At 62.8% G+C, this 23,810-nt stretch carries 21 protein-coding genes; 10 read left to right on the forward strand and 11 right to left on the reverse strand.

What is annotated here, in order from left to right; translation table 11 throughout:
- Positions 1-11: 11 nt before the first annotated feature.
- The 5 genes from yidC to J2W40_RS00790 all read left to right on the forward strand — a co-directional run bounded on the left by yidC (position 12) and on the right by J2W40_RS00790 (position 4,845).
- Positions 12-1,715, forward strand: coding sequence for a membrane protein insertase YidC (gene yidC, locus J2W40_RS00770; protein ID WP_310221154.1), 1,704 nt, complete (start codon positions 12-14; stop codon positions 1,713-1,715).
- Between the two features lie 139 nt (positions 1,716-1,854).
- Positions 1,855-2,502, forward strand: a complete 648-nt coding sequence (yihA, locus tag J2W40_RS00775) for a ribosome biogenesis GTP-binding protein YihA/YsxC (RefSeq protein ID WP_310221156.1) — start codon at positions 1,855-1,857, stop codon at positions 2,500-2,502.
- 113 nt (positions 2,503-2,615) lie between these two features.
- Complete coding sequence (gene prfB / locus J2W40_RS00780) at positions 2,616-3,743, forward strand: peptide chain release factor 2 (protein ID WP_310221157.1); 1,128 nt, start codon at positions 2,616-2,618, stop codon at positions 3,741-3,743.
- The gene (locus tag J2W40_RS00785) at positions 3,743-4,465 is read left to right on the forward strand and encodes a class I SAM-dependent methyltransferase (RefSeq protein ID WP_310221159.1); all 723 of its coding nucleotides are present in this window, start codon (positions 3,743-3,745) and stop codon (positions 4,463-4,465) included. Before prfB ends, J2W40_RS00785 begins: the two co-directional genes overlap by 1 nt.
- 83 nt (positions 4,466-4,548) lie before the next feature.
- Complete coding sequence (locus J2W40_RS00790) at positions 4,549-4,845, forward strand: PilZ domain-containing protein (protein WP_310221161.1); 297 nt, start codon at positions 4,549-4,551, stop codon at positions 4,843-4,845.
- Here J2W40_RS00790 and J2W40_RS00795 read toward each other — a convergent pair.
- The 3 genes from J2W40_RS00795 to J2W40_RS00805 form a co-directional block, all read right to left on the reverse strand.
- Complete coding sequence (locus tag J2W40_RS00795; protein ID WP_193378812.1) at positions 4,842-4,997, reverse strand: hypothetical protein; 156 nt, start codon at positions 4,995-4,997, stop codon at positions 4,842-4,844. The two genes, J2W40_RS00790 and J2W40_RS00795, sit on opposite strands and share 4 nt — an antisense overlap.
- An 18-nt stretch (positions 4,998-5,015) precedes the next feature.
- Positions 5,016-5,726, reverse strand: coding sequence for a hypothetical protein (locus J2W40_RS00800; RefSeq protein ID WP_310221163.1), 711 nt, complete (start codon positions 5,724-5,726; stop codon positions 5,016-5,018).
- Between the two features lie 103 nt (positions 5,727-5,829).
- The gene (locus J2W40_RS00805) at positions 5,830-7,053 is read right to left on the reverse strand and encodes a toxic anion resistance protein (RefSeq protein WP_310221165.1); all 1,224 of its coding nucleotides are present in this window, start codon (positions 7,051-7,053) and stop codon (positions 5,830-5,832) included.
- 228 nt (positions 7,054-7,281) lie between these two features.
- Between J2W40_RS00805 and typA the strand changes: the two genes are divergently transcribed.
- Both typA and J2W40_RS00815 read left to right on the forward strand, forming a co-directional pair.
- Entirely contained in the window at positions 7,282-9,102 is a 1,821-nt protein-coding gene (gene typA / locus J2W40_RS00810; RefSeq protein ID WP_310221168.1) for a translational GTPase TypA, read from the forward strand.
- A 103-nt stretch (positions 9,103-9,205) separates the two neighbouring features.
- Entirely contained in the window at positions 9,206-9,370 is a 165-nt protein-coding gene (locus J2W40_RS00815) for a hypothetical protein (RefSeq protein WP_310221170.1), read from the forward strand.
- Positions 9,371-9,383: 13 nt separating this feature from the next.
- On the opposite strand, the gene J2W40_RS00820 is transcribed toward J2W40_RS00815, so the two are convergent.
- Together J2W40_RS00820 and J2W40_RS00825 are read right to left on the reverse strand one after the other, a co-directional pair.
- A complete protein-coding gene (locus J2W40_RS00820; protein ID WP_409050328.1) occupies positions 9,384-10,232 on the reverse strand; it encodes an intradiol ring-cleavage dioxygenase in 849 nt (282 codons plus the stop codon).
- A gap of 114 nt (positions 10,233-10,346) precedes the next feature.
- Positions 10,347-11,591 carry an MFS transporter gene (locus J2W40_RS00825; protein ID WP_310221174.1) on the reverse strand — a complete coding sequence of 415 codons (1,245 nt, stop codon included), beginning with the start codon at positions 11,589-11,591 and terminating at the stop codon, positions 10,347-10,349.
- 174 nt (positions 11,592-11,765) lie between these two features.
- Between J2W40_RS00825 and J2W40_RS00830 the strand changes: the two genes are divergently transcribed.
- The gene (locus J2W40_RS00830) at positions 11,766-13,091 is read left to right on the forward strand and encodes a NupC/NupG family nucleoside CNT transporter (protein ID WP_310221175.1); all 1,326 of its coding nucleotides are present in this window, start codon (positions 11,766-11,768) and stop codon (positions 13,089-13,091) included.
- 68 nt (positions 13,092-13,159) lie between these two features.
- Positions 13,160-14,206 (forward strand): DUF1176 domain-containing protein, encoded by a 1,047-nt coding sequence (locus J2W40_RS00835; RefSeq protein ID WP_310221177.1) that lies wholly within the window; start codon positions 13,160-13,162, stop codon positions 14,204-14,206.
- Positions 14,207-14,258: 52 nt separating this feature from the next.
- On the opposite strand, the gene polA is transcribed toward J2W40_RS00835, so the two are convergent.
- Entirely contained in the window at positions 14,259-17,039 is a 2,781-nt protein-coding gene (gene polA / locus J2W40_RS00840; protein WP_310221179.1) for a DNA polymerase I, read from the reverse strand.
- Positions 17,040-18,009: 970 nt separating this feature from the next.
- Complete coding sequence (locus J2W40_RS00845) at positions 18,010-19,140, reverse strand: serine hydrolase (protein WP_310221181.1); 1,131 nt, start codon at positions 19,138-19,140, stop codon at positions 18,010-18,012.
- A 171-nt stretch (positions 19,141-19,311) separates the two neighbouring features.
- Between J2W40_RS00845 and J2W40_RS00850 the strand changes: the two genes are divergently transcribed.
- A complete protein-coding gene (locus J2W40_RS00850; protein ID WP_310221183.1) occupies positions 19,312-20,160 on the forward strand; it encodes an alpha/beta fold hydrolase in 849 nt (282 codons plus the stop codon).
- 115 nt (positions 20,161-20,275) lie between these two features.
- On the opposite strand, the gene nadB is transcribed toward J2W40_RS00850, so the two are convergent.
- From nadB to J2W40_RS00870, 4 genes are all read right to left on the reverse strand, one after another.
- A complete protein-coding gene (nadB, locus tag J2W40_RS00855) occupies positions 20,276-21,880 on the reverse strand; it encodes an L-aspartate oxidase (RefSeq protein WP_310221185.1) in 1,605 nt (534 codons plus the stop codon).
- Positions 21,881-21,882: 2 nt separating this feature from the next.
- On the reverse strand, positions 21,883-22,329 hold the full coding sequence (locus tag J2W40_RS00860; protein ID WP_310221470.1) for an endonuclease domain-containing protein: 447 nt from the start codon (positions 22,327-22,329) through the stop codon (positions 21,883-21,885).
- Positions 22,329-23,255: an ABC transporter ATP-binding protein gene (locus J2W40_RS00865; protein WP_310221187.1), complete on the reverse strand. Its 927-nt coding sequence runs from the start codon at positions 23,253-23,255 to the stop codon at positions 22,329-22,331. Before J2W40_RS00865 ends, J2W40_RS00860 begins: the two co-directional genes overlap by 1 nt.
- A gap of 205 nt (positions 23,256-23,460) precedes the next feature.
- The gene (locus tag J2W40_RS00870; RefSeq protein WP_310221189.1) at positions 23,461-23,751 is read right to left on the reverse strand and encodes a terminase small subunit; all 291 of its coding nucleotides are present in this window, start codon (positions 23,749-23,751) and stop codon (positions 23,461-23,463) included.
- Between the last annotated feature and the right edge of the window lie 59 nt (positions 23,752-23,810).

Raw genomic sequence — 23,810 nt, forward strand, 5'->3', positions numbered from 1 at the left:
AGCCGAATAGCGTGGACGACAAGAAGAATATCATTCTCGCGGTTTTGCTGACCGCAGCGATCCTGTTCGGCTGGCCCTATGTATCGGGTTATTTCTTTCCGGCGGCCAATCCGCCCGTCACGCGGATCGAAGGGGGCAAGACCACGCCGGTCGCCAATCCTGCCGCCGATCCGACTGCTGACAGCCCCGCCGCGATTCGCGATCGAGCCGTTGTGCTGAAGGAAGGCCCGCGCGTCCCCATCCGCACGCCCAAGCTCGTCGGTTCGATCAACCTGAAAGGCGCGCGCATTGATGACATAGTGCTGCCGACCTATAAGGAGACGATCGCCAAGGACTCTGCCAACGTCCGCCTCTACAGCCCTGCCGGGACGCAGGACGCCTATTTCGCTGGTTTCGGCTGGCAAGGGGAGGGGCTAAAGACCCCGAACAGGGATACGGTCTGGGCCGCACAGGGTAGCGAACTCACGCCCACTAGTCCCGTCACGCTGACGTGGAATAATGGCGCGGGCCAGATCTTCGAAATCCGCCTGTCGGTCGATGAAAATTACATGATCACCGCCGCGCAGAAAGTGTCGAATACCGGCGTCGGCACGGTCGGGGTGAAGCCCTATGGCTATATCAGCCGCACCGGCATTCCCGCCGATCCCGACACCTGGACGATCCATATTGGGCCAATGGGCGTGTTCAACAATGCGGCCAATTACGACGTCAACTATAGCGATCTCGATAAAGGGCCTTCGACCCGCGAGTTCCAGTCGAAGGGTGGTTGGATCGGCTTCACCGACAAATATTGGCTCTCTGCGCTCGTGCCGGGCAAGGATGCCGACTTTGCGGGCCAGTTCCGTAAAGGGGCGGGCACGCAATATCAGGCCGACGTCGCGCTTGGCTCTACCATGCTCGCGCCCGGCAAGGCGGTCACCCAGACCCAGCGCCTGTTCGTGGGTGCCAAGGAAGTTAAGACGCTCCAAGCCTATGAGCGCGACGGCGTAAAGCTGTTTGACCGTGCGATCGACTGGGGTTGGTTCTACTGGTTCGAACAGCCGATCTTCGCGCTGCTCCATTGGCTGTTCGAAACGCTCGGCAATTTCGGCGTCGCCATCATCTGTCTGACCTTCGTGGTCCGCGCGCTGATGTTCCCCGTCGCCCAGCGTCAGTTCGCCAGCATGGCCGCGATGCGCGCGGTGCAGCCCAAGATGAAATTGCTGCAGGAAAAATATAAGGACGACAAGCCCAAGCTCCAGCAGGAGATGATGGCGCTCTACAAGACGGAGAAGGTCAACCCGCTCGCTGGCTGCCTGCCCATCTTCATCCAGATCCCGATCTTCTTCGCGCTCTACAAGGTGCTGATGCTGACGATCGAAATGCGCCACCAGCCCTTCATACTATGGATCAAGGATCTGTCCGCACCCGATCCGCTGCATATCCTCAACCTGTTCGGCCTGCTGCCCTTCACGCCGCCGTCCTTCCTGGCGATCGGTGTGCTGGCGGTGCTGCTCGGCATTTCGATGTGGTTGCAGTTCAAGCTCAACCCGGCCCAGATGGACCCGATGCAGCAGCAGATCTTCGCGATCATGCCCTGGATGATGATGTTCATCATGGCCCCCTTCGCGGCAGGCCTGCTGGTCTACTGGATCACCAACAACTGCCTGTCGATGGCGCAACAATGGTGGCTCTACAAACGCCATCCTGCGCTCAGCGTGGCGGTTGCGAAGTAGGTAGGGTATAAACGCCGTTCGGGCTGAGCTTGTCGAAGCCTTGTCCTTTCTTGAAGGGAAGAACGGCCCCCTTCGACTGCCCGCCTGCGGCAGGCGCTCAGGGCAGGCTTGACAGGCTCAGGGCGAACGGAATTTGATTATGACCGAACAAGATAACACCGACATCATCGAGGAAGCGCGAAAGGTCTTTTCCGGCCCGATCGCTTTCCTCAAATCCGCGCCCGCCCTGGAATTCCTGCCGGACATGGCGGTGAACGAAGTCGCCTTTGCGGGCCGCTCCAATGTCGGCAAATCCTCGCTGCTCAACGCGCTGACCAACCGCAACACATTGGCGCGCACGTCGAACACGCCCGGTCGCACGCAGGAACTCAACTTCTTCGACGTCGGCGAACCGCTGCGCTTCCGCCTCGTCGATATGCCGGGCTATGGCTATGCGAAAGCCCCCAAGGACGTCGTGCGCAAATGGAAGTTCCTGGTGAACGACTATCTGCGCGGTCGCGCCGCGCTCAAGCGTACCCTGGTGCTGATCGACAGCCGCCATGGCATCAAGGAGGTCGATACCGACATGCTCGACATGCTTGATGGTGCAGCGGTCAGCTACCGCATCATCCTGACCAAGGCGGACAAGATCAAAGCCAGCGAACTGGAACAGGTGTTCGTCGCCACTGCCGCCGCGATCCGCAAGCGCCCCGCCGCCCATCCCGACATTATCGCGACGTCGGCGGAAAAAGGCATGGGCATCCCCGAACTGCGCGCCGCCGTGCTGGAAAGCGTGACCCAGGGCTAAGCGCTTGACGAACCGGCCCGGCATCGGGAAGGAAGCGCGCTTCGACAAGCCCGCCGCGACGCGCTAAGGAGCGTGCAGCGTCGGCCGGGCCGCCGTCACTTGGAGATGAGACTATGCGCGCCGAAGCGCAGCAATATATAGATCGTATCGACGCCGCGCTGGACCTGTTGCGCCGCTTCCTCGACTGGGACCGCGCACTGCGGCGCCTTGACGAGTTGAACGCCCGCGTCGAAGATCCGACGCTGTGGGACAATGCGAAGCTGGCGCAGGAAGTCATGCGCGAACGCACCCGGCTGGACAGCGCGATCGGCGCGACCCGCGCGATCGCCTCTGAAAAGGCGGACAATGCCGAACTCATCGAAATGGCTGAGGCCGAAGGTGATGAGGATATGGTCAACGAAGCCATCGCCTCCTTGAAGGCGCTGGCCGACCGCGCCGATGTGGACAAGATCAAGGCGCTGCTGGCGGGCGAAGCCGATGCCAGCGACACCTATCTCGAAATTCACGCGGGCGCTGGCGGCACCGAAAGCCAGGACTGGGCCGAAATCCTGTCGCGCATGTATCGCCGCTGGGCCGAACGGCGCGGCTATAAGGTCGAACTGGTCGATTATCAGGCCGGCGATCAGGCGGGCATCAAGTCAGCGACTTTCCTGATCAAGGGCGAAAATGCCTATGGCTATGCCAAGACCGAAAGCGGCGTCCACCGCCTGGTTCGCATCAGCCCCTATGACAGCGCAGCGCGCCGCCACACCAGTTTCTCGTCGGTCTGGGTCTATCCGGTGATCGACGATGATATTGATATCGAGGTCAAGGAAAGCGACCTCAAGATCGACACCTATCGCGCATCGGGCGCGGGCGGGCAGCACGTCAACACGACCGATTCGGCCGTCCGCATCACCCACGTTCCATCCGGCATCATCGTCGCGTCGCAAAATGACCGCTCGCAGCACAAGAACCGCGCCACCGCGATGAACATGCTCAAAGCGCGCCTGTACGAAGCCGAACTGGCCAAGCGCGAAGCCGTCACGGCTGGCGAATATGCGGCCAAGACCGAGATTGGCTGGGGCCATCAGATCCGCTCCTATGTGCTGCAACCCTATCAGTTGGTGAAGGATTTGCGCACCGGGGTTACCTCGACCGCGCCCGACGATGTTCTGGACGGCGCATTGGACCCATTCATGGCCGCCGCGCTGTCGCAGAAGGTGACGGGCGAAAAGGTCGATGTGGAGGATGTCGACTAATGATGCGCCTGGCGCTGGTGGGCATTTCCGTCCTGCTGGCCGCCTGCGACATGTTGTCGCCGGGCGACGGGGCCAGGCGCGCCGCAGCCGCCCAGCCTTTCCCCCAGGCTGATCGCCCGGTCGCGCCCATCGTCTCGACCCGCTGGTCCAGCGAGGAAGCGCGCGACCGCGTGCATGAGGCCGATGATATCATGGACCGGGCGGGCATCCGCCCCGGCATGACCGTAGCCGACATTGGCGCAGGCGAAGGCTATTATACCGTGCGCCTCGCCGCGCGCGTGGGGGCGGAGGGCCGTGTGCTGGCCGAAGACATCATGCCCGAAGTGATCGAAGCGCTCTCGCGCCGCATCACCCGCGAAAAATGGGACAATGTCAGCGTCAAACTGGGCGCGCCCGAAGATCCCCGCCTGCCGGAAAACAGCTTCGACCGGATCATGATGGTGCATATGTATCATGAGATCGCCGAACCCTATGCCTTCCTGTGGCATCTCTCCCCAGCGCTCAAGAAAGATGGCGAGCTAATCGTCGTCGATGCTGATCGACCAACCGACCAGCATGGCACGCCGCCCAGGCTGCTCGCCTGCGAACTGGCCGCCATGGGCTTCCGCATGGAAGAGTTGATCCCCAAGCCGACCGCCGGCGGCTATTTCGCGCGTTTCCGCCGCATCGCTGCGCGCCCCGACCCTGCCACCATCATTCCCTGCGCGCTCAATGACCGGTAAAGAGGGTTAATGCCGTCCTGACTTTTCTTGTTGGGAACGCATCGTCCTCGCCCATGTTATGCTTCCCAACGGGAGGCACAGGATTGCAGGAACATCATTCGCTTGGCGCGGCCCGTCGCGCGACGCGGCTCAAATTGTTCGAGCCGGTCCTGTTGCGCGTGCAGGGTTTGCCGGTGCGCGCGCATCTGCTCGACCTGTCGATGACAGGCGCGCTGGCGCATAGCGACAGTCCACCACAGGTCGGCGACCATGTCGTGATCGAAGCGAGCGCGCTGAGCGTGGCGGGCCGCGTCATGTGGGTCCGGGCCAAACGCTTCGGCGTCCATTTCGACCTGCCGCTTCCCCAACCGACCGTCGATCGCGTAGTACGCGGCGACTAGCCCTTGCGCCGCCAGCGTCGAAACAGCGATACCCCCAATACCCCACCACCGACCAGCGCTGCGATGGCGCCACCTGCGGACGCCAGCGCCCAGGCACCTGCCGCCAGCAGTCCGGTCAGAAAATCGACAATGATCAGGGTAAGGTGGATCATGGGGGAAGGACAGGGGCCTTACGCCCCCAATTCCTTCGCCTCCTGATATTTCAGTTCCAGAAACCGGTTCTGCGTCGCCAGCTTGTTCAGGTCGCCGCTCGCCAACTGCTCGCTCATCCGCGCGATTTCCGCGTCGATGACGCCCAGCCCGTCGATCAATTGCTGTTCGGGCACCCGGCCGTTCCGTTCCTCGCGCCGCATCGGCTGGGGGATCGACTGGTAGCCGGTCACCAGTTCGGGCAGATGGTCGGCCAGCAAGCGGCGCACATCCTGCGCGGCCGGGTCGTGCGGGTCGAGCCGCTCCAGTTGCGGGGTCAGCGTCTCCAGCTTGACGCCGATACTGTCGATCAGCGTGATCGCGGGCGCGGGCAGTGCCTTGCGCTGATTTTCCAGCCAGATTTCAGTCTGCAGCGGCAGGGCGGTGAGCGGCGTCTGCGCCAACGCCTCGGACTTAACCTTCGTCTCCGTCGGCAACAGCGCGATCAGCAATAGCGCGGCGATCATCACGCCCAGCGCAATCATCACGCCTGTTATGCCCAGCGGCAGTACGAACCCCGCCACCGCACTGCCCAGCACCACCGCCAGCACAGCCCAGAAGGCATATTTGACCTTCCGCATCAGCCCGGCATTGCGCCGCTGCCGTGCCCGCGCGCTCAGGCTCTGCCCGCGCTCGCTATGACGGCGCAGTACGGCCTCAGCATCGGCCAGGACGCGATCGGACCGGTTCATAGCTGCGACCTCCGTTCGTTTCGAGCGAAGTCGAGAAACGCAGGCGTTGCACGAGCCGCTTCTCGACACGCTCGAAGCGAACGGAGAGGGGGGCGGATCATCCTCACCCCTCGATCGCGCTCAACAGCGAATTGTCCACGCGCGCATCGCGCGACGCTTCGGCTTGGCCCTGCGCGCGGGCGATATAGCCCTTGGACTTTTCCACCTCGTTCGACAGCGTGCCCACCGTCGTCTTCATGCTCTCCAGCGCCTTCATCTTGAAAGCGTCGATATTGTCCATCGTGTCGTAGATATTCTGGAACGCGCGCTGCAGCGTTTCGATCGGGATCGTGCTGGACGCGGCCTGTTCGTGGATTTGCGCAGTCTGGCTTTTCAGCAATTCGCCGGTGCGATCGATCATGTTCGCGGTCGTGGTGTTGAGCGCGCTGATCTGTTCCAGCACCAGCCGCTGCCCGGCCAACGCCTGCGCTACTGTCACCGCCGTCCGCAGCGCCGCGACCGTGGTCGTGCTGGCGCGGTCCACGCCCTTGACCAGTTCGATATTATTCTTCTTCACCAGATCGAGCGCCAGATAGCCCTGCACCGTCACCGCCATCTGAGTCAGCAGATCCTGCGTCCGCTGGCGAATGTAGAAGAGGGCGCTCTCGCGGATCGCCTTGGCCTTGGCCGGATCGCTCGAATCCAGCTCCAGCGCCTTGGCCTCCAGCCGCGCATCCATCGTCTTGCTGATATGAATCATCTGTTCCAGCCGACCCATGGTCTGCCACATATTCTGCCGCTCCACGTCGATCGCGGCATTATCCTTGATCAGCGTATCCTTGCCGCTGGCGAGCGACCCCAGGATCGCATTGATATGCCCCTGCGCGCTTTTATAGCCGTCGAAATAGTCGCGCATCTTGTTGCCGAACGGAATGATGCCGAACAGCTTCTTGGGCGCGAGCAGATTGCCGCGCTTGCCGGGGTCGAGATCCTCGACCGTGCGGCGCAGTTCGGCGAGGTCCGCACCGACCTTGGTATCGCTGTCCATCGCCCGCACCGGGCGATCGAGGAAGCGGTTGGAGTGGCCTGCGGCCTCGGCAATTTCCTTGCGCCCCATATTGGTCAACTGGTCGACCCGCACCCCGAATTCCGGGCTGTTCGCATCCTGCGCCACCAGATCGTCGATGAAGGCATCGACCTTCTCGTCCAGCTTGGACTTTTTTGCCTCGTCGATCGGCACCAGCCCGGCGGCTTTGTCGGGTGCGACGACCGGCACCGGGTCAGGCGCGGTCAGGTTCAACATATCGGCAGTCGCGGTCTGGGTCGCGGTGGGCGCAGTCGTAGCCATGCTATCTCCTTGGGTGTCATATTGATATAGAACACCTGCGCTTCAAGGCGCAATCGTCGCAATGATGATAGGGGCCGCGCCCTGCGATGGGAAGCACGAAGGCACTTGGCCTTTGGCTTGGCTGCCGCCCCGCTCTTGCCGCAACGCGTCATTTCCTGTAGGGGCGCGGCCGAAGCCTCTGCGTGACCTTGTGTCGGCTTGGGCCAACACATATCCCGAAGGCAAGACATGTCCCTGCGTAATATCGCCATCATCGCGCACGTCGATCACGGCAAAACAACCCTCGTCGACCAGCTTTTCCGCCAGTCCGGCACCTTCCGCGACAATCAGCGCGTCGAAGAGCGCGCGATGGACAGCAACGATCTCGAAAAAGAGCGCGGCATCACCATTCTCGCCAAGCCGACCTCGGTCGAGTGGGAAGGCACCCGCATCAACATCGTGGATACGCCGGGCCACGCCGATTTCGGCGGCGAAGTCGAACGCATCCTCTCGATGGTCGATGGCGTCGTTCTGCTGGTCGATTCGTCCGAAGGCGCGATGCCGCAGACGAAGTTCGTGACCGGCAAGGCACTGGCGCTGGGTTTGAAGCCCATCGTCGTCGTCAACAAGGTCGACCGTCCCGACGAGCGTATCCAGGAAGTGCTGGACGAAGTGTTCGATCTGTTCGTGTCGCTCGAAGCGACCGATGAGCAGCTCGATTTCCCCGTCCTCTATGCGTCGGGTCGCAACGGCTATGCCAATGAAGACCCCACGCTGCGGGCGGGCACGTTGAAGCCGCTGTTCCAGAAGATCGTCGATCATGTGCCCGCGCCCGCCGTGGAAGTCGATGGCGTGCCCTTCACCTTCTTGGTGACGCTGCTCGATCGCGACAATTTCCTTGGCCGTATCCTCACCGGCCGCGTGACCAGCGGTTCGGTCAAGGTGAACCAGGCGATCCACGCGCTCGACATGGACGGCACGGTCATCGAAACCGGTCGTGCGTCGAAGATCATGGCGTTCCATGGCCTCGATCGCGTTCCTGTTGACGAAGCCAAGGCAGGCGACATCATTTCGCTGGCGGGCCTCTCCGTCGCGACCGTCGCCAACACCATCTGCGACATCTCGGTCACCGAACCGATCCAGGCCCAGCCGATCGATCCGCCAACGCTCTCGATGCGTTTTGCCGTGAACGATTCGCCGATGGCTGGCCGCGAAGGCACCAAGGTCACCAGCCGCATGATCCGCGATCGCCTCGCCCGCGAAGCCGAATCGAACGTCGCCGTGAAGGTCACGGAGAGCGCCGACAAGGACAGTTTCGAAGTCGCCGGCCGCGGCGAATTGCAGCTTGGCGTGCTCATCGAAACGATGCGCCGCGAAGGCTTTGAACTCTCGATTAGCCGCCCGCGCGTGCTGTTCGGCGAGGACGAGAATGGCAACAAGACCGAGCCTTACGAAACCGTCATGATTGACGTCGATGATGAATTTTCCGGCACGGTCGTCGAGAAGATGAACCTGCGCAAGGCCGAGATGACCGACATGCGTCCCTCGGGCGGGGGCAAGACCCGCATCACCTTCTCCGCCCCCTCGCGCGGCCTGATCGGCTATCATGGCGAATTCCTGTCCGACACGCGCGGCACCGGCATCATGAACCGCCTGTTCGAGAAGTACGGCCCCCACAAGGGCACGATCGAAGGCCGCAAGAATGGCGTTCTCATCTCCAACGGTTCGGGCGAAGCCAATGCCTATGCGCTGGGTCCGCTCGAAGAACGCGGCATCCTGATGGTGGGCGTGGGTGAAGCGCTCTATGAAGGCATGATTATCGGCCAGAACGCCAAGCCCGACGATCTCGAAGTCAACCCGATGAAGTCCAAGGCGCTGACCAACTTCCGTGCGAGCGGCAAGGACGACGCCGTCCGCCTGACCCCGCCCTGGAAGCTGACGCTGGAACAGGCGATCGCCTATATCGACGATGATGAACTGGTCGAAGTCACGCCCAAGACCATCCGCCTGCGCAAGCGCTGGCTCGACCCGAACGAGCGCAAGCGCATGAGCCGCTCGAAGGCAGCCTGACGATAATTCCTCCCCGTGCCGGGGAGGGGGACCATCGGCACAGCCGATGGTGGAGGGGGCGGGCGGCAACGCACCGCCCCCGATCTTTTTACAGGAGCCCCAAATGGCCGACCTCTATCTCAAGGCCCTCACCGCCGAACGCCGTGCGCTCTGGGCCGAATGCCGTCTCAAGGGGCTGGCCAAGGACACCCCCCAACGCCTGCGCATCGTCGAAATCGACGCCCTGCTGGCCGCGCACAAGGCCAATCAGGACGCCAAGGGCGCCTGAGGCACCCTGGTCATCAGATGGCCAGTCCGACTGTCACTGACCCGGTAAAGCCGTTGGTGATGTCGCCGGTCATGGCGGGCGTCATCGCTGCGATCTGCGCTGCCGTGTTGTCGCCAAACACGTTGTCATTGGCTGTCGTCGTGCTGGAGAAATTGCTTCTGCTGCTGGTGTAGCCGCTTGTGGCGTAGACGGCGGTACAGGCCGCTGTCGGCATCGCCAACTGGGACGTCAGCACGCGATTGGCGTAGGTCGTCGCACGCGCTAGGCTGGGATAGACCTCGAAATGGATATGCGGGTATCGTCCAGCATAACATCCTGGAAAGATGCTGATAAAAGTCACTTGTCCGTTGGCATCGGTCACGCCGACACCGCGTAGATAATTCTCGCCAGGGATATCGTATAGCGAATATTGGCCATCGCGCGTACAGTGCCATAGATAGACTGCATAACCAGCCAACGGCGCACAGCCGCTGTTCACATTCACGACCGTGATCGTCAATTGCATGTAAATCCCGGCAGCCGTGCCGGACGCCGTGCCGAAACTGGAACGGATGTCGGCGCGAACGATACCGTTGTCGTCCAGAGCGTTGACCACGCTGCCATTGACGCTATTGGACCCATCAGCCGGATATGGTCCATTGGTTTCGGTCGGATCGGTGACGCAGCTTTCGCTGGACGTGCTGGTCGTTCCGGTTGTCGATGTCGTCGTGGTGTTTGTGGTGGTTGTCGTCGAACTGGTCGTTTCCACCGAGCCGCTGGCGTCGCTGCTCCCGCAGGCACTGACCATCGCTGCACCGCCCGCCGACAAAAGGAGCCGTAAAGTGCGCCGCCGACCGATTGCCTGGCGCGACAGAACGCTCATATGGCTCAGGTCATGGATCAGGCCATGATCATGGGCATCTGCTATAGTCGTCACACGTTTGCTCCTCATGCAAGCTTGGTCGGAAAAGCAAACGTCGCGTCATGATGATTCCCGTCATGACTGAGGCTTACCGTTCGCATAAGCCGGACGCGGCAGGCTCGCCAATGTCAGGCTGCTCGCCACCATCAGCGCGATGGTCAGCCACAGGAACGGGCCATAGCCGCCGGTCGCGTCATAAAGCGCCGAAGCCCCCAGCGGCCCGGTCGCGGTACCGACTGACAAGGCCATCAGCAACCCGCCATATAGTCCCCCAAAGGTCTTGAGGCCGAAATGCTGGGTGGTCAGATACACGATCACATCGACCTCCGCGCCCAATGTCAGCCCGACCATAGCGGCCGCCGCAGCCTGCGCCCCCCAGCTATCCCCGCCCATCAGCAACAGCAGGCAGCCGATGGCCGGCAGCAGGAACACGACCGCCCCCACCATCGACCCGCGAAACCGATCGAGCAGCAGCCCTGTCGCCAGCCGTCCGATGACCGAGAAGATACCGACCAGCGCCGCGATCCCCGCAGCCTCCATCCGCTCTGCGCCGCGATCGGTCAGGATGGGCACGAAATGCACGACGAGCGCGATGATGGTGAAGGTGAAGAGCAGGCTTGCCAGCAGCAACCGATGATAGATGGAAGAGCGCACCCCTTCGCCCAGCGTCGCGCCCTCAAGCGCCGGCCGTTCCGCCAACGCGACTTTCGCCCGCCGGTCGTGCGCGCCACGAAAGAAAAGGAAGATCATCGGAAAGGCGATCGCAACCCAGATCGCCGCCTGGATCGGCGCGGCTGCCTGCCAGCCATGGCGTGCGATGAGCCAACTGCCCAGCAATGGAAACAGCGCGGCGGCCAGTGATGCGCCACACAGCGTCACCGCAAACGCCAGCCCCCGCGACGCGGCAAAGCGGGTCGCCACCGCACTGGTCCACACCGTCGCCTGCACCGGCAATGTCGCCAAGGCCAGCAGGCTCCACAGCATCAGCCATTGGGTCTTGTCCCCGGTCGCCGTCCCCAACATGGCAAAGGCGCCACAGGTAAGGACCACACCGACCAGCCCGAACAGGCGCGGTCCCAGCCGGTCGACCATCAGCCCGATCGGCACCGAAAACAGCGCCTGCACCAATGTCGCCAGCGTCAGGCCGATGGTGGTCTGCGTCCGCGACCAGCCGACGGATTGGCTGATCGGCTCGATATAGGGGCCAAGCCCATAGATATGGATGACGCTTGTCGCATAGCCAAGGCCCGCCGCGATGGGCAGGATCGGCGCACGCCGCCATTCCGCCCCGGCCGTCATTGCCGCGCCTGTCTCCGCCATAGTCCTGCCTCTCCCGCTTCGCATCCATCTTTGTGGCGCATGATGCCAAGCAATTGGATAAAAAACTATAGCATCTCATTTATTATGATCCACGCGCATGGCAAAGCGGCTGGCCATGCCGCTGCCCCGCTCATATAGTCGCGCCTGATTGTCCTCCCGCCGCGAAAGCGCTTCATGCATCTTCTTATCGGCCTAGCCGGCATCCTGCTCATTCTTGCCGTCGCCCTCGCCCTCTCGTCCGACCGTCGCGCCATCAAGCCGCGCGTCGTCGGCGCGGCCTTTCTGTTGCAGGCGGGGATCGCCCTGCTGGTCCTCTATGTGCCTGCCGGTCGCGCCATCATCGGCGGCATGTCGAAGGGCGTGTCGAACCTGCTGGGCTATGCGCAGGCGGGCACCGACTTCATCTTCGGCCCGCTCGCCAGCCCTGAGATTGGCGGCGCTAGCTTCGCCATCGCCGCGCTGCCCGTCATCATCTTCTTCGCCAGCCTGGTGTCGATCCTCTATTATTTGGGCGTCATGCAGTTCATCGTCCGCTGGGTCGGCGGCGCGATCGAAGCCGTGACGGGCGTGTCGAAGGTCGAAAGCCTCTGCGCCGCCGCCAACATCTTCGTCGGGCAGAGCGAAAGCCCGCTGGTGATCCGCCCCTATCTGGCCACGCTCACCCCGTCGCAACTCTTCACGGTCATGACCAGCGGCATGGCTGGGGTCGCCGGCACGATCCTGGCGGCTTATGCCTCCATGGGCATCCGTATCGACTATCTGCTTGCCGCCAGCTTCATGGCCGCGCCCGGCGGGCTGCTGATGGCAAAGATCATGATGCCTGACCCGCGCTTGGGCGTGCAGGGCGAATTGCCGCTTGGCGACACGCCCGATGTCCCGCTGCCCGAAACGCGGATCAGCGGCGTCGGCCCGGCCGCGCTGCTCCCTGAAGGCACGCCGGGTGAACCCATGCCGGTCGCCAGCCATGACGAGGAAAAGCCCGCCAATCTCATCATGGCCGCCGCGCAGGGCGCGCAGACCGGGGTGAAGCTCGCCGTTGCGGTCGGCGCGATGGTGCTGGCCTTCGTCGCGCTGGTGGCGCTTGCCAACGGCATATTGGGCGGCATTGGTGCCTGGTTCGGCTATCCCGACCTCAGCTTCCAGATGCTGCTTGGCTATGTCTTCTCGCCGATCATGTATCTGCTCAACATCCCTTGGGAAGAGGCGCAGGTTGCGGGTGGCCTGTTCGGGACGAAGGTCGTGCTCAACGAATTCGTCGCCTATATCAATTTGGGCCAGGTGCAGGGTGCGCTGTCGCCCGCGACCATCGCCATCGTCACCTTCGCGCTATGTGGTTTCGCCAATTTCAGCTCGATCGCGATCCAGATGGCGGTGACCGGCAACCTCGCGCCCAATCAGCGGCCGATGATCGCGCGGCTGGGGCTGAAGGCCCTGGTGGCGGGGAGCCTCGCCAACCTCATGAGCGCCGCGCTCGCCGGACTGATGCTCAGCCTGCGCTAAGGGGCAGTCCTTTTGCTATCGTAACGGAAATGCTACCATCGTACCGCCAAATCGGTTATGGTTAACTGATGGGGGCAAAGACACTTTCCGCAGCCGCACTAGCGGCCCTGCTGGCATCGTCGCATAGTCTGGCGCAGGCGCCAAAGCCGGGCGCGCTTGAAACTTACAAGGACTGGACCATCGGCTGCGACAATCGCAACCGATGCGAAGCGGTCGCGCTGATGCCCGATGGCGCTGACTGGCCGGAGATACCGTTGATGATCGGCGTCGCCCGTGACGCGGGAGCCGATGCTGCCGCTGAAGTCTGGATCAGTCGTGAGGGCAGGGGTGCCGTCGATGTCAGCTTTCTGGTGGAAGGCCGCAAGATCGCGACCGCTCGCGCCCGTGACGGAGAGGCCAAGGTTCGTGGACCGCAAGCCTCCGCCCTCGCCATAGCAATGGCGCGCGGCACCACGATGGAAGTGCGTAGTGGTAACAAAATATGGGGTCGGCCGTCGCTCGCAGGCTCCGGTGCCGCTTTGCGCTATATGGATGCCCGACAAGGCAGGGCGGGCACGATGACCGCGCTGGTCGCAACTGGTCCGATGGGGTCTATGGCCGTCAAGCCCGCCCCGGCCGCTCCGGTCATCCGCCGCGCGATCATACCAAATGGCCCGGCCCCGGCGCCTTTGTGGCGGGAGGAACTGGTCAAGCTCATCGCTTTTACGGGGTGCGCTGGTGAGATGCGCAGTGACCAGACCCCGGAACTGCATCGGCTGAGCAAGACGGAAACCTTGGTTCTCGTCCCTTGCGGTTCGGGTGCTTATAATGTCACCTCGGTTCCCGTGATTGCGACGGGCGTGCCTGGTCGCCGCACATTCCGCTTCGCGCCTTTTGACGCCGCGCCCGGCTGGCTCAGCGACGACAAGCATCCTACTTTGGTCAATGTCGGCTGGGCCCCCGAAAAATCCCGTCTCGACAGTTTTGCCAAGGGACGGGGAATTGGCGACTGCGGCGGCAGCGAGGCCTATGTCTGGGACGGCGCCCGCTTCCGCCTGGTCGAAGCGACCAGCATGGGGGAGTGTCGCGGCGTTTGGCACTGGATACCCACCTGGAATGCCGAAGTAACCGACTGATTTTGCAACCCTTCGGGGGATCGCTGCTTCTTTCCTGCGTTACACCGGGCCGTTAATGCGCCGCGCCCCAACTCGGCCCCGTGCCGATCTCTACGCCCAGCGGCACGCTCAGTTTCACGATCGGTTCAGCGGCGCTCTCCATCACGCTGCGAATGACGGCGCTGGCTGCCTCGACATCCCCCTCCGGCACCTCGAACACCAGTTCGTCATGGACCTGCAGCAGCATCTCCACGCCCGCTAACCCAGCATCTTCCAGCGCCGGTTCCATGCGCGCCATCGCCCGCTTGATAATGTCGGCGCTGGTGCCCTGGATCGGCGCGTTGATCGCGGCGCGTTCGGCGCCTTGCCGTTCATGCTGGACCGATGCCTTGATACGCGGGAACCATGTCTTCCGCCCGAACAGCGTTTCAGTATAGCCGCAGGCGCGGGCCCTTTCGATCGTTTCGTTGATGTAGATGCTGATGCCGGGGAAGCGTTCATAATATTTGGCGATCATATCCTGTGCCTCGTCCGCGCTGATCTCCAGCCGCCCGGCCAGCCCCCAGCGCGAAATGCCATAGAGGATCGCGAAGTTGATCGTCTTGGCTCGCCCGCGCGTGTCGCGGTTGACCTCGCCAAACAGTTCCTTGGCGGTCGCAGCGTGAATATCCTCGCCCGCGGCAAAGGCATCGCGCAATGCTGGCACATCGGCCATATGCGCGGCCAACCGTAATTCGATCTGGCTGTAATCCGCCGCCAATATGACATTGCCGGGTTCGGCGACGAAGGCATGGCGGATCTGCCGCCCGACTTCGGTGCGGATTGGGATATTCTGCAGGTTCGGATCGGTCGATGACAGTCGCCCGGTCTGTGCCCCGGTCAGCGAATAGCTGGTGTGAACGCGGCCGGTATCCTGGTTGATCTGCGCCTGCAACGCATCGGTATAGGTGGATTTGAGCTTCGACAATTGCCGCCATTCCAATATCTTGGCAGCGATCGGCGCGCCCTGCGCCTGCAACTGCTCCAATATGGTGACGTCGGTCGAATAGGCCCCGGACTTGCCCTTCTTGCCGCCCTTATAGCCCATCTTGTCGAACAGGATCGCGCCCAGTTGCTGGGTCGATCCGATCGCGAAGGGCTGCCCAGCCAATTCGTGAATCTCCGTTTCCAGCGCCGCGATGCCCGCGGTAAATTCCCCCGACAGCCGCGCCAGATGCTCGCGATCCACCTTGATGCCGCGATGCTCCATCCGCGCGATCACCGATACCAGTGGCCGGTCAACCAATTCATAGACGCGGTTCGCGCCCTCGTTCGCTAAGCGCGTCTTGAACAGCCGCCACAGCCGCAGCGTCACGTCCGCATCCTCGGCGGCATAGGCGGTCGCCTTGTCCAGCGGCACTTCGCCGAACGTGATCTGGTTCTTGCCGGTGCCGACCACTTCCTTGAAGCTGATGCACTCATGGCCAAGATGCGTCCGCGCGGCTTCATCCATGCCATGGCCCGACAGGCTTTGTCCGGCGTCGAGGTCGAAGCTCATGACGATCGTGTCGTCATAGGGCGTGATCTCAATGTCGTGGCGGCGCAGTACGGTCATGTCATATTTGAGGTTCTGGCCGACTTTCAGGACCGCATCATCCTCCAGAAGCGGCTTGAGCTTCGCCAGCACCAGGGCTTTGTCGAGCTGCACCGGCTTTTCCGCGAACATGTCGCGCCCGCCATGGCCGATCGGAATATAGCAGGCCTGGTTGGGGCCGGTGGCCAAGCTGATGCCGACCAACTGGCACGACACGCAATCGAGCATGTCGGTTTCGGTATCCACCGCGACGACCCCCTCGGCCCGCGCCTGCGCGATCCAGCGGTCGAGCGCGTCCTCGCTCACCACGGTTTCGTAGAGGCTGCGGTCGATGGGCGGGGCTTGTGGCGCAACCGGGGTCGCGATCGGTTCGGGCACGCCGGATGCAGCCGCCGCCACTGCAACAGCGGCCGCAGGCGCACCCAGACGATTGAGCAGCGTCTTGAACCCATGATGTGTCAGGAAATCCTGCAACGGCTCCTTGGGAATGCCCTTCAGCGCGAGGTCTTCGAGCGGTTCGGGCAGGTCCATGCTGTCGTGCAGCGCCACCAACCGCCGCGACAGGCGCGCCATGTCGGCATGGGCGATCAGATTTTCCTGCATCTTGGATTTCTTCATCGTGGGCGCGGCGCTCAGTGCCGCCTCCAGCCCGCCATGTTCGATGATCAGCTTGGCTGCCGTCTTGGGGCCGATGCCCGGCACGCCTGGCACATTGTCCACACTGTCGCCCATCAGCGCGAGGACGTCGCCCAACTGCTCAGGCTGCACCCCGAACTTGCCGACGACATAGTCGGCCCCGCGCCGCTCATTCTTCATCGTGTCGTACATGTCGACGCCGGGCTGGATCAACTGCATCAGATCCTTGTCGGAACTGACGATGGTGACATGCCATCCCGCCGCAAGCGCCGCCTTGGTATAGCTCGCGATCAGATCGTCCGCCTCATAGCCTGCCTCCTCGATACAGGGCAGCGAGAAGGCGCGGGTCGCGTCGCGAATCATGGGGAATTGCGGGACCAGGTCTTCGGGCGCGGGCGGACGGTTCGCCTTATACTGGTCATACATGTCGTTGCGGAAGGTGTGCGACCCCTTGTCCAGGATCACCGCCATATGGGTCGGCCCTTCCGCCTTGCCCAGTTCCTCGGCCAGTTTCCACAACATCGTCGTATAGCCATAGACCGCGCCGACCGGCTGGCCATGCTGGTTGGTGAGCGGCGGCAACTGATGATAGGCACGGAAGATATAGCCGCTGCCATCGACGAGATAGAGGTGATTCTGGGTCATGCGGCAGGAGATAGCCGGTAACGCTGCCCCGCTCCAGTCGCGCGGTGACCGCTCTATTCGGAAGCGAACCATTACCCGGCGGCCTTTCTTACCCCTCTTCCTTGAGGGAGAGGGCTGCGCAGACTTGGCAGCGTGCTGCCTGGTCGTAGCTGGGTGAGGGTGTCGAACCACCGGAGAGTCGCGCTGCCTCAGCGTTGACGTCCCTCATCAACCTGCGCCTAAACGCCTTCGGTACCAAGGCTGCATATCCTTCTCCCCAGCGGGGAGAAGGGGTAGGAAGAGGATGCTTCCCAAAGGTCGTCACCCCGGACTTGATCCGGGGTCCATGAGCCTCCCCCTCTCAGTAACGCCAAACGGTTGAGCCAATGGATGCCGGGTCAAGCCCGGCATGACGGCAAGGGTGGGTCGTGGACAGGCGGCTTAGCGCTCAGCAGCTATGTATGATACTGACGCGATATGGTAAGCAATACCGGCAACTTTATGGGCGAGAGTTAGCGCATGCCGATAGGATATTTTTTGACTGGTGCTTACTTCTTTTTACCGATCTATTTCGGCCTTGTGAGCGACATCGCCAGAGATCGTGTTTGGAAAGTCGGAGCAGTTTGGACGCTGGCCCCATTGGTTATGAGCCTCGCCTTTCTGCTGTATCTTCTCGGTGATTGCGGTAGCTCATGTGTCCAGAACGGGTTTGTCTATTTTTTAATAACAATGCTTGGTGGGCTACCAATATTGTACGGAGTAGGTATTTTGATCCGAGCCACCTACATGGCGACGAGGTCGCCGAAGTAATATCTGCATACGGGGGTTTGTGGCTCCATCGTGGTTTCTCCTTCTGGTCGTTTGCTGAAGGTCCACTCCCAGCGACACCGCGGATCGCGTTGACTATCGGCATTGCCCTACCGGCAAGCGCACTATAGCCAACCTGTCACGCGACAGTACAGACAGACCATCCCTTGCCGATCGATCATAATCAGCGTTGATGGTTCGCCGCGACCGCCTTGGCCACCGCCTGCATCAACGCCCAGCGTTCAGGGATGGTCACCGTGGTCGATCCGATCAGCACGGCCACGGCATAGCTGGTGCCATCGGGCGCGGTCATGATGCCGATGTCGTTAAACCCGGTCGAGCGCGGGGCGAGATCCTGGCCCGTGCCGGTCTTGTGTAGATAGGACCAGCCCGGCGGCACGCCGCCCTTGATCCGCTGCGGTCCGGTTTTTGCTTCCGCCATGACGGACAGCAACAGACGGGAGGATTCAGCCGAAAGCATATCGCCCTGCTTCAATTTCGCCAGTGCCGCGACGATGGCGGTAGGGGCGGCACCGTCTGGTGGATTGGCGAGATAATTGTCGAGCGCCTTGACCCGCGCTGCCATCGGCAGTTGGGCGCGCGCCGTGTAGAAATTGCGCCCGACCGAATAATCCTGCCGCCAGTCAAGGCCCGCCGTCGCCGATTGCAGTAATCGCTCGCCGGGGCCGAAGCGAACATCCTTGATCATCCGCCGCGCCAGATAGCTGCGTACCGCTTCCGGCCCGCCGACGGCGCGCAACAGGGCGTCGTTGGCGGTATTGTCGCTCTGCGTCATGGCCCGGCGCATCAGGTCGGAATAGCTGGTGGTCCAGCCGCCCGCCTTCACCATCGCAGCCGATGGTTGATGGAACAGGGTCAGGTCGTTTTTCGTGATCGTGGTCGTGTCTGTCAGACGCAATTTGCCCCGGTCGACGGCGTCGAGGAATGTCAGCGCTACCCACAGTTTTGATACGCTCTGCTGCGGGAACAGGGCGTTGCCGTTCCAGGCGACGGTCCAGTCGGCATCGACCCGGCGGACGGCAATGCCGACCTTGCCGTTAAAGCTCTGTCCCAGATTGCGAATGACGCTGACCAAGGCGGGTGACGGGGCGTCATTCTGATTGACGGCGCGATAGGGCAGGGGCTGCTGGGGGGCCTGGCGGATGGGCCAGCTATTGGTCGCCGGGCGCGATGTCTGAGGCGCGCTCGCCGCCGCTTGCGCCGGACGCGGATCGGGTGCGCTTACACAGGCCGACAGGGCCATAACCAAAAGGACCAGACGCGCGACCCCGCCCCGGTTGTCATTCGATGTCATATATTCCCCGCACTCTGAACCAACATAGGGGCGGCCGCTGCTATTGCGAGCAAGAGCGATGCGGTGAATGATTCCACAAATGGGATGTAAGGAGTCTGAACGGCGCAACCCTTTGATCATTGGTATCATTGCTCAGTTGTGGTTCAGCGACGGGAGGGCAATAGCGGGCGGATGACACAGAGACTTATGAACAGGCGTGCCTGGCTGCTGGGCGCGATGGCGACCGGCGGGCTGATCCAGGCGGGCGTCGCGTCGGCCGCACCCTTTGCCTCGCGCCGGATCGCCGTGACGGTGCGTGGCACGGGGCGCGATGTGCTGCTCATCCCCGGCCTCGCCAGCGGCCCCGGCATCTGGAACGGCGTGCTGGCGGCGGTTCCCGGCTATCGCTTTCACCTGGCCCATGTGCGCGGCTTTGCCGGGCTGGCAGCGGAGGCCAATGCAGGTAGCGATGCTCTCCTCCAGCCGATCGCCGACGAAATTGCGCGCTATGCCAGCGCCACGGGATTGAAGCGTCCCGCGATCGTCGGCCATTCGATGGGCGGCACGCTGGCCATGCTGCTGGGCCTCAAGGGGCTGGCGAGCCGGGTCATGGTGGTCGACATGCTGCCCGCTGGTGCCGCCATGGTCGGTGGCACGGCGAGCGGTCTTGGCTATTTGGCCGACCAGATTGGTGGCTATCTGACCGGCACGGCGGCGGGGCGGCGCTATCTGGGGCAGATGGTGGCGCAGACGTCGGGGGCCAAGGGCAGCGATCCCGATGTCATTGCCCAGGCGCTGCGCGATCTGGCCAACACCGATCTTGGCCCGCAATTGCCGCGCCTGACCGTTCCGCTGGAGGTCGTCTATGCAATCGGATCGGATCGCGAACAGGCCGCCGCCATCGCCAGCCGCTTCCGCGCCGCCTATGCGCCCAAGAAGGATGCGCTGCTTCGCGCCATCGGTCCCAGCGGCCATATGCTGATGGCGGATCAACCCGCGCGCTTCCACTCTGCTCTGGGCGATTTTTTGAAGCGCATTTGACGAGCGTCAAAGCCGGTGATCGGGCCGGGCCGTATAGCGAAGATCCCGGACAGGCTTTCAGCATGTTCCCCCTCCCCCTCAAGGCGCGGCGTCCCCCGACGACCGCGCCATTTTTTTACGGGGCCAACACCGTGTCGATCGCCGCCTCCAGCATGTCGGGATAATCGAGCGTATAATGGAGGCCGCGGCTTTCCTTGCGATGGAGGGCCGATCGCACCACCAGCCGCGCGACTTCCAGCAGGTTGCGCAATTCGATCAGGTCGGGCGTGACACGGAAATTGCCGTAATAATCGTCCACTTCCCGCGCCAGCAGGTCGATGCGATGCTGCGCCCGCTCCAGCCGTTTGGTGGTGCGGACGATGCCGACATAATCCCACATGAAGCGGCGGATTTCCTTCCAGTTATGCTGGACGATGACTTCCTCGTCGCCATTGGTGACGCGGCTTTCGTCCCATGGGCGGATCGGCGGCGGGGCGGGCAGATCGTCCCAGTTTGCGCGGATATGCTTGGCCGCCGCTTCGCCGAACACGAAACATTCGAGCAGCGAGTTGGACGCGAGGCGGTTGGCCCCGTGCAGGCCGCTTTCGCTGACTTCGCCCGCCGCATAGAGGCCGGGCAGGTCGGTGCGGCCATCTAGGTCGATCACCACCCCGCCGCAGGTATAATGTTGCGCGGGCACCACCGGGATCGGCTCCTTGGTGATGTCGATGTCGAGGTCCAGCAACCGCGCATAGATGGTCGGGAAGTGATGCTTCACGAACTCCGGCTCTTTGTGGCTGATGTCGAGATGGACATAGTCGAGGCCGAGGCGCTTGATCTCATGGTCGATGGCGCGGGCCACGATGTCGCGCGGAGCCAGTTCCTCGCGCGGGTCGAAGCGCGGCATGAAGCGCTCGCCGCCGCCAGGCACGCCGGGGGGGAGCTTCAAATGCCCGCCTTCGCCGCGCACCGCTTCGGTGATCAGGAAATTCTTGACCTCCAGATTATAGAGGCAGGTGGGGTGAAACTGGTTCATCTCCATGTTCGACACGCGGCATCCCGCGCGCCAGGCCATGGCGATGCCATCTCCGGTCGCGCCGCGCGGCGCAGTGGAGAAGAGATAAGTGCGCCCCGCGCCGCCGGTGCATAGGATCGTCGCACGACCGAGCAGCGCATCGACCCGCCCCGTCCGCCTGTTGAACGCATAGACGCCCCAGACATGGCCAGCCCCCGAATAGCGTTCGCCATGGCGGGAGGTGATGAGGTCGATCGCGACCATATCCTCCATCAACGTGATGTTGGGGTTGGCCCGTGCGGCCTTGAGCAGGGCAACCTGGACCGCATGGCCGGTCGCGTCATCGACATGGATGATGCGACGGTGGCTATGCCCGCCCTCGCGCGTCAAGTGCCAGCGTTCGCCAAATTCCTCGCCGCCGTTGAACGGCACGCCCAATGCCGCCAGCCGGTCGATGGCGGCGGGCGCTTCGGACACCACGAACTCGACCGTGGCGCGATCGTTGAGGCCCGCGCCCGCAACCATCGTGTCATGGACATGCGCCTCGAAACTGTCACCCGCATCGAGTACCGCTGCAATACCGCCCTGGGCCCAGTTGGTCGACCCGCCATCCAGCGCGCCCTTGGCCAGCACCAGCACCTTGCGGTCCTGCGCCAGGTTAATGGCGGCCGTAAGGCCCGCAGCGCCCGAACCGATGATGACGACGTCGTAGCTGGTGATGGGCATTTTTACTTCTGCTCCCCTCCCGCTTGCGGGAGGGGCCGGGGGTGGGCCTGCGCAAGGGTGGTTTGGATGTGCGTTACGACGCCTTCGAGATTTCCCATCACATCGGCATTGGAAAAGCGCAAGATTTGATAGCCTTGGGAATGGCAATAATCGTCCCGCCGCGTGTCATACTCAACCGTGTGATTATGACTTTCGCCGTCGAGTTCGATAATGAGCTTGACTTCACGGCATAGGAAGTCGGCAAAATAAGGGCCGACCGGCATCTGGCGGCTGAATTTATAGCCAAGTTTTCGATTGCGTAGCTGTTGCCACAATAAGCGTTCGGGTGTCGGGGCGGCGTTGCGGAGGCTTTTTGCGCGGTTTGTTTCACGTCGTTTGAAAGGTTGCGCTGGCCCACCCCCTAGCCCCCTCCCGCTTGCGGGAGGGGGAACAAGAGGGGTCTCATCCATCACGCCGCCGCCGTCAAATTCAGGAACACATCTTCCAGGTCCGGGTCGCGGGTCACCACATCGACGATCGCCAGCCCGCTCGCCTGCACGGCGCTCAGCACTTGCCCCGCATTGGCGCGGTCCTTGAGGTAGGTGATGGTCAGCGTGCGCTCGCCTGTCAGTTCGATCTTTTCGAAGCAGGGGGCATCCGGCACCAGGGTCACGTCGCGGTCGACCGTGACCTGAACCACCTTTTCCTGGGCCATCGCCAGCAGCTCGCGGGTGGGCTTGTCGGTGATGACCTTGCCATGGTTGATGATGCCGATGCGGTCGCATAGCTGCTCGGCTTCTTCGAGATAATGGGTCGTCAGCACGATCGTCACGCCCAGGGCGTTCAGTTCGCGGACATATTCCCAAAGCTGCTGGCGCAGTTGCACGTCCACGCCTGCGGTCGGCTCGTCCAGCACCAGGATCGGCGGGCTATGCACCATCGCCTTGGCCACCAGCAGGCGGCGTTTCATGCCGCCCGACAGGGTGCGGGCATAGGCGTTGGCCTTGTCCTCCAGATGGACGGCGCGCAGCAATTCCATCGACCGGCGTTTGTCCTTGGGCACGCCATAGAAGCCCGCCTGATTTTCCAGCGTCTCGAACGGGGTGAAGAAGGGGTCGAACACGATTTCCTGCGGTACGATGCCGATGCTGTTCTTCGCATTGCGCGGATTGACGTCGATGTCGAAGCCCCAGATGCTGACCGACCCTTCGGTCTTGTTCACCATGCCCGCCAATATATTGATGGTGGTCGACTTGCCCGCGCCATTGGGGCCGAGCAGCCCGTAAATCTGGCCGCGCGGGATCGACAGGTTGATCCCGTCGAGCGCGCGCTTGCCGCCCTTATAGACTTTGGTGAGGTTGCGTATGGCGATGGCGGGGGGCAGGCTGTCGGTCATGGCTAATCTCTATGGGGATCGGCGGCGGGGAAGGAAAGAGGGCTGATCATGCTGCCGCAAGCATAGGAGGACGCGACAGGGCGAAGTTCACACCGTCGTCGAGGGTCGTCGGGTCGATTCGCAGAAATTGGGACGGGGAAGCGGCAGGAAAGTAATAGGGACGTACTGACGACGCGACACCGGCGCGACAGGAACGCGACAGGCATCAGCGCGCCTTGTGCGGGGTGTGGTGAACGGCGCAGGCGGCGAAGGGATCGGCCATGCGGTCGGCGTGCAGGGCCAGGGCCTTGTCCCATGTGCGATCGAAAACGGTCCCGGCCAACCGTGCGCGGAGCCGATGCGCGCTTGACCGCGACATGCCCGCCGCCCGCGCGGCGCGGGAGACATTGCCGGTTTCAAGCAGCGCCGCGAGAAAGAGGCGCTGCCGGGTCGGGGTCCAATGGGCGCGATCGGGCTGGACGGTCGCGGGCGAGGGGGTGGGGATAGGGTGCTTCATCGGACAGGATAAAGCAGAGGAAATCCTACATTGAAAGGGGGGTGTGGTTCGCGACGTGC

This window comes from Sphingobium xenophagum (genome assembly GCF_031457465.1).
Classification (GTDB): Bacteria; Pseudomonadota; Alphaproteobacteria; order Sphingomonadales; family Sphingomonadaceae; genus Sphingobium; species Sphingobium xenophagum_A.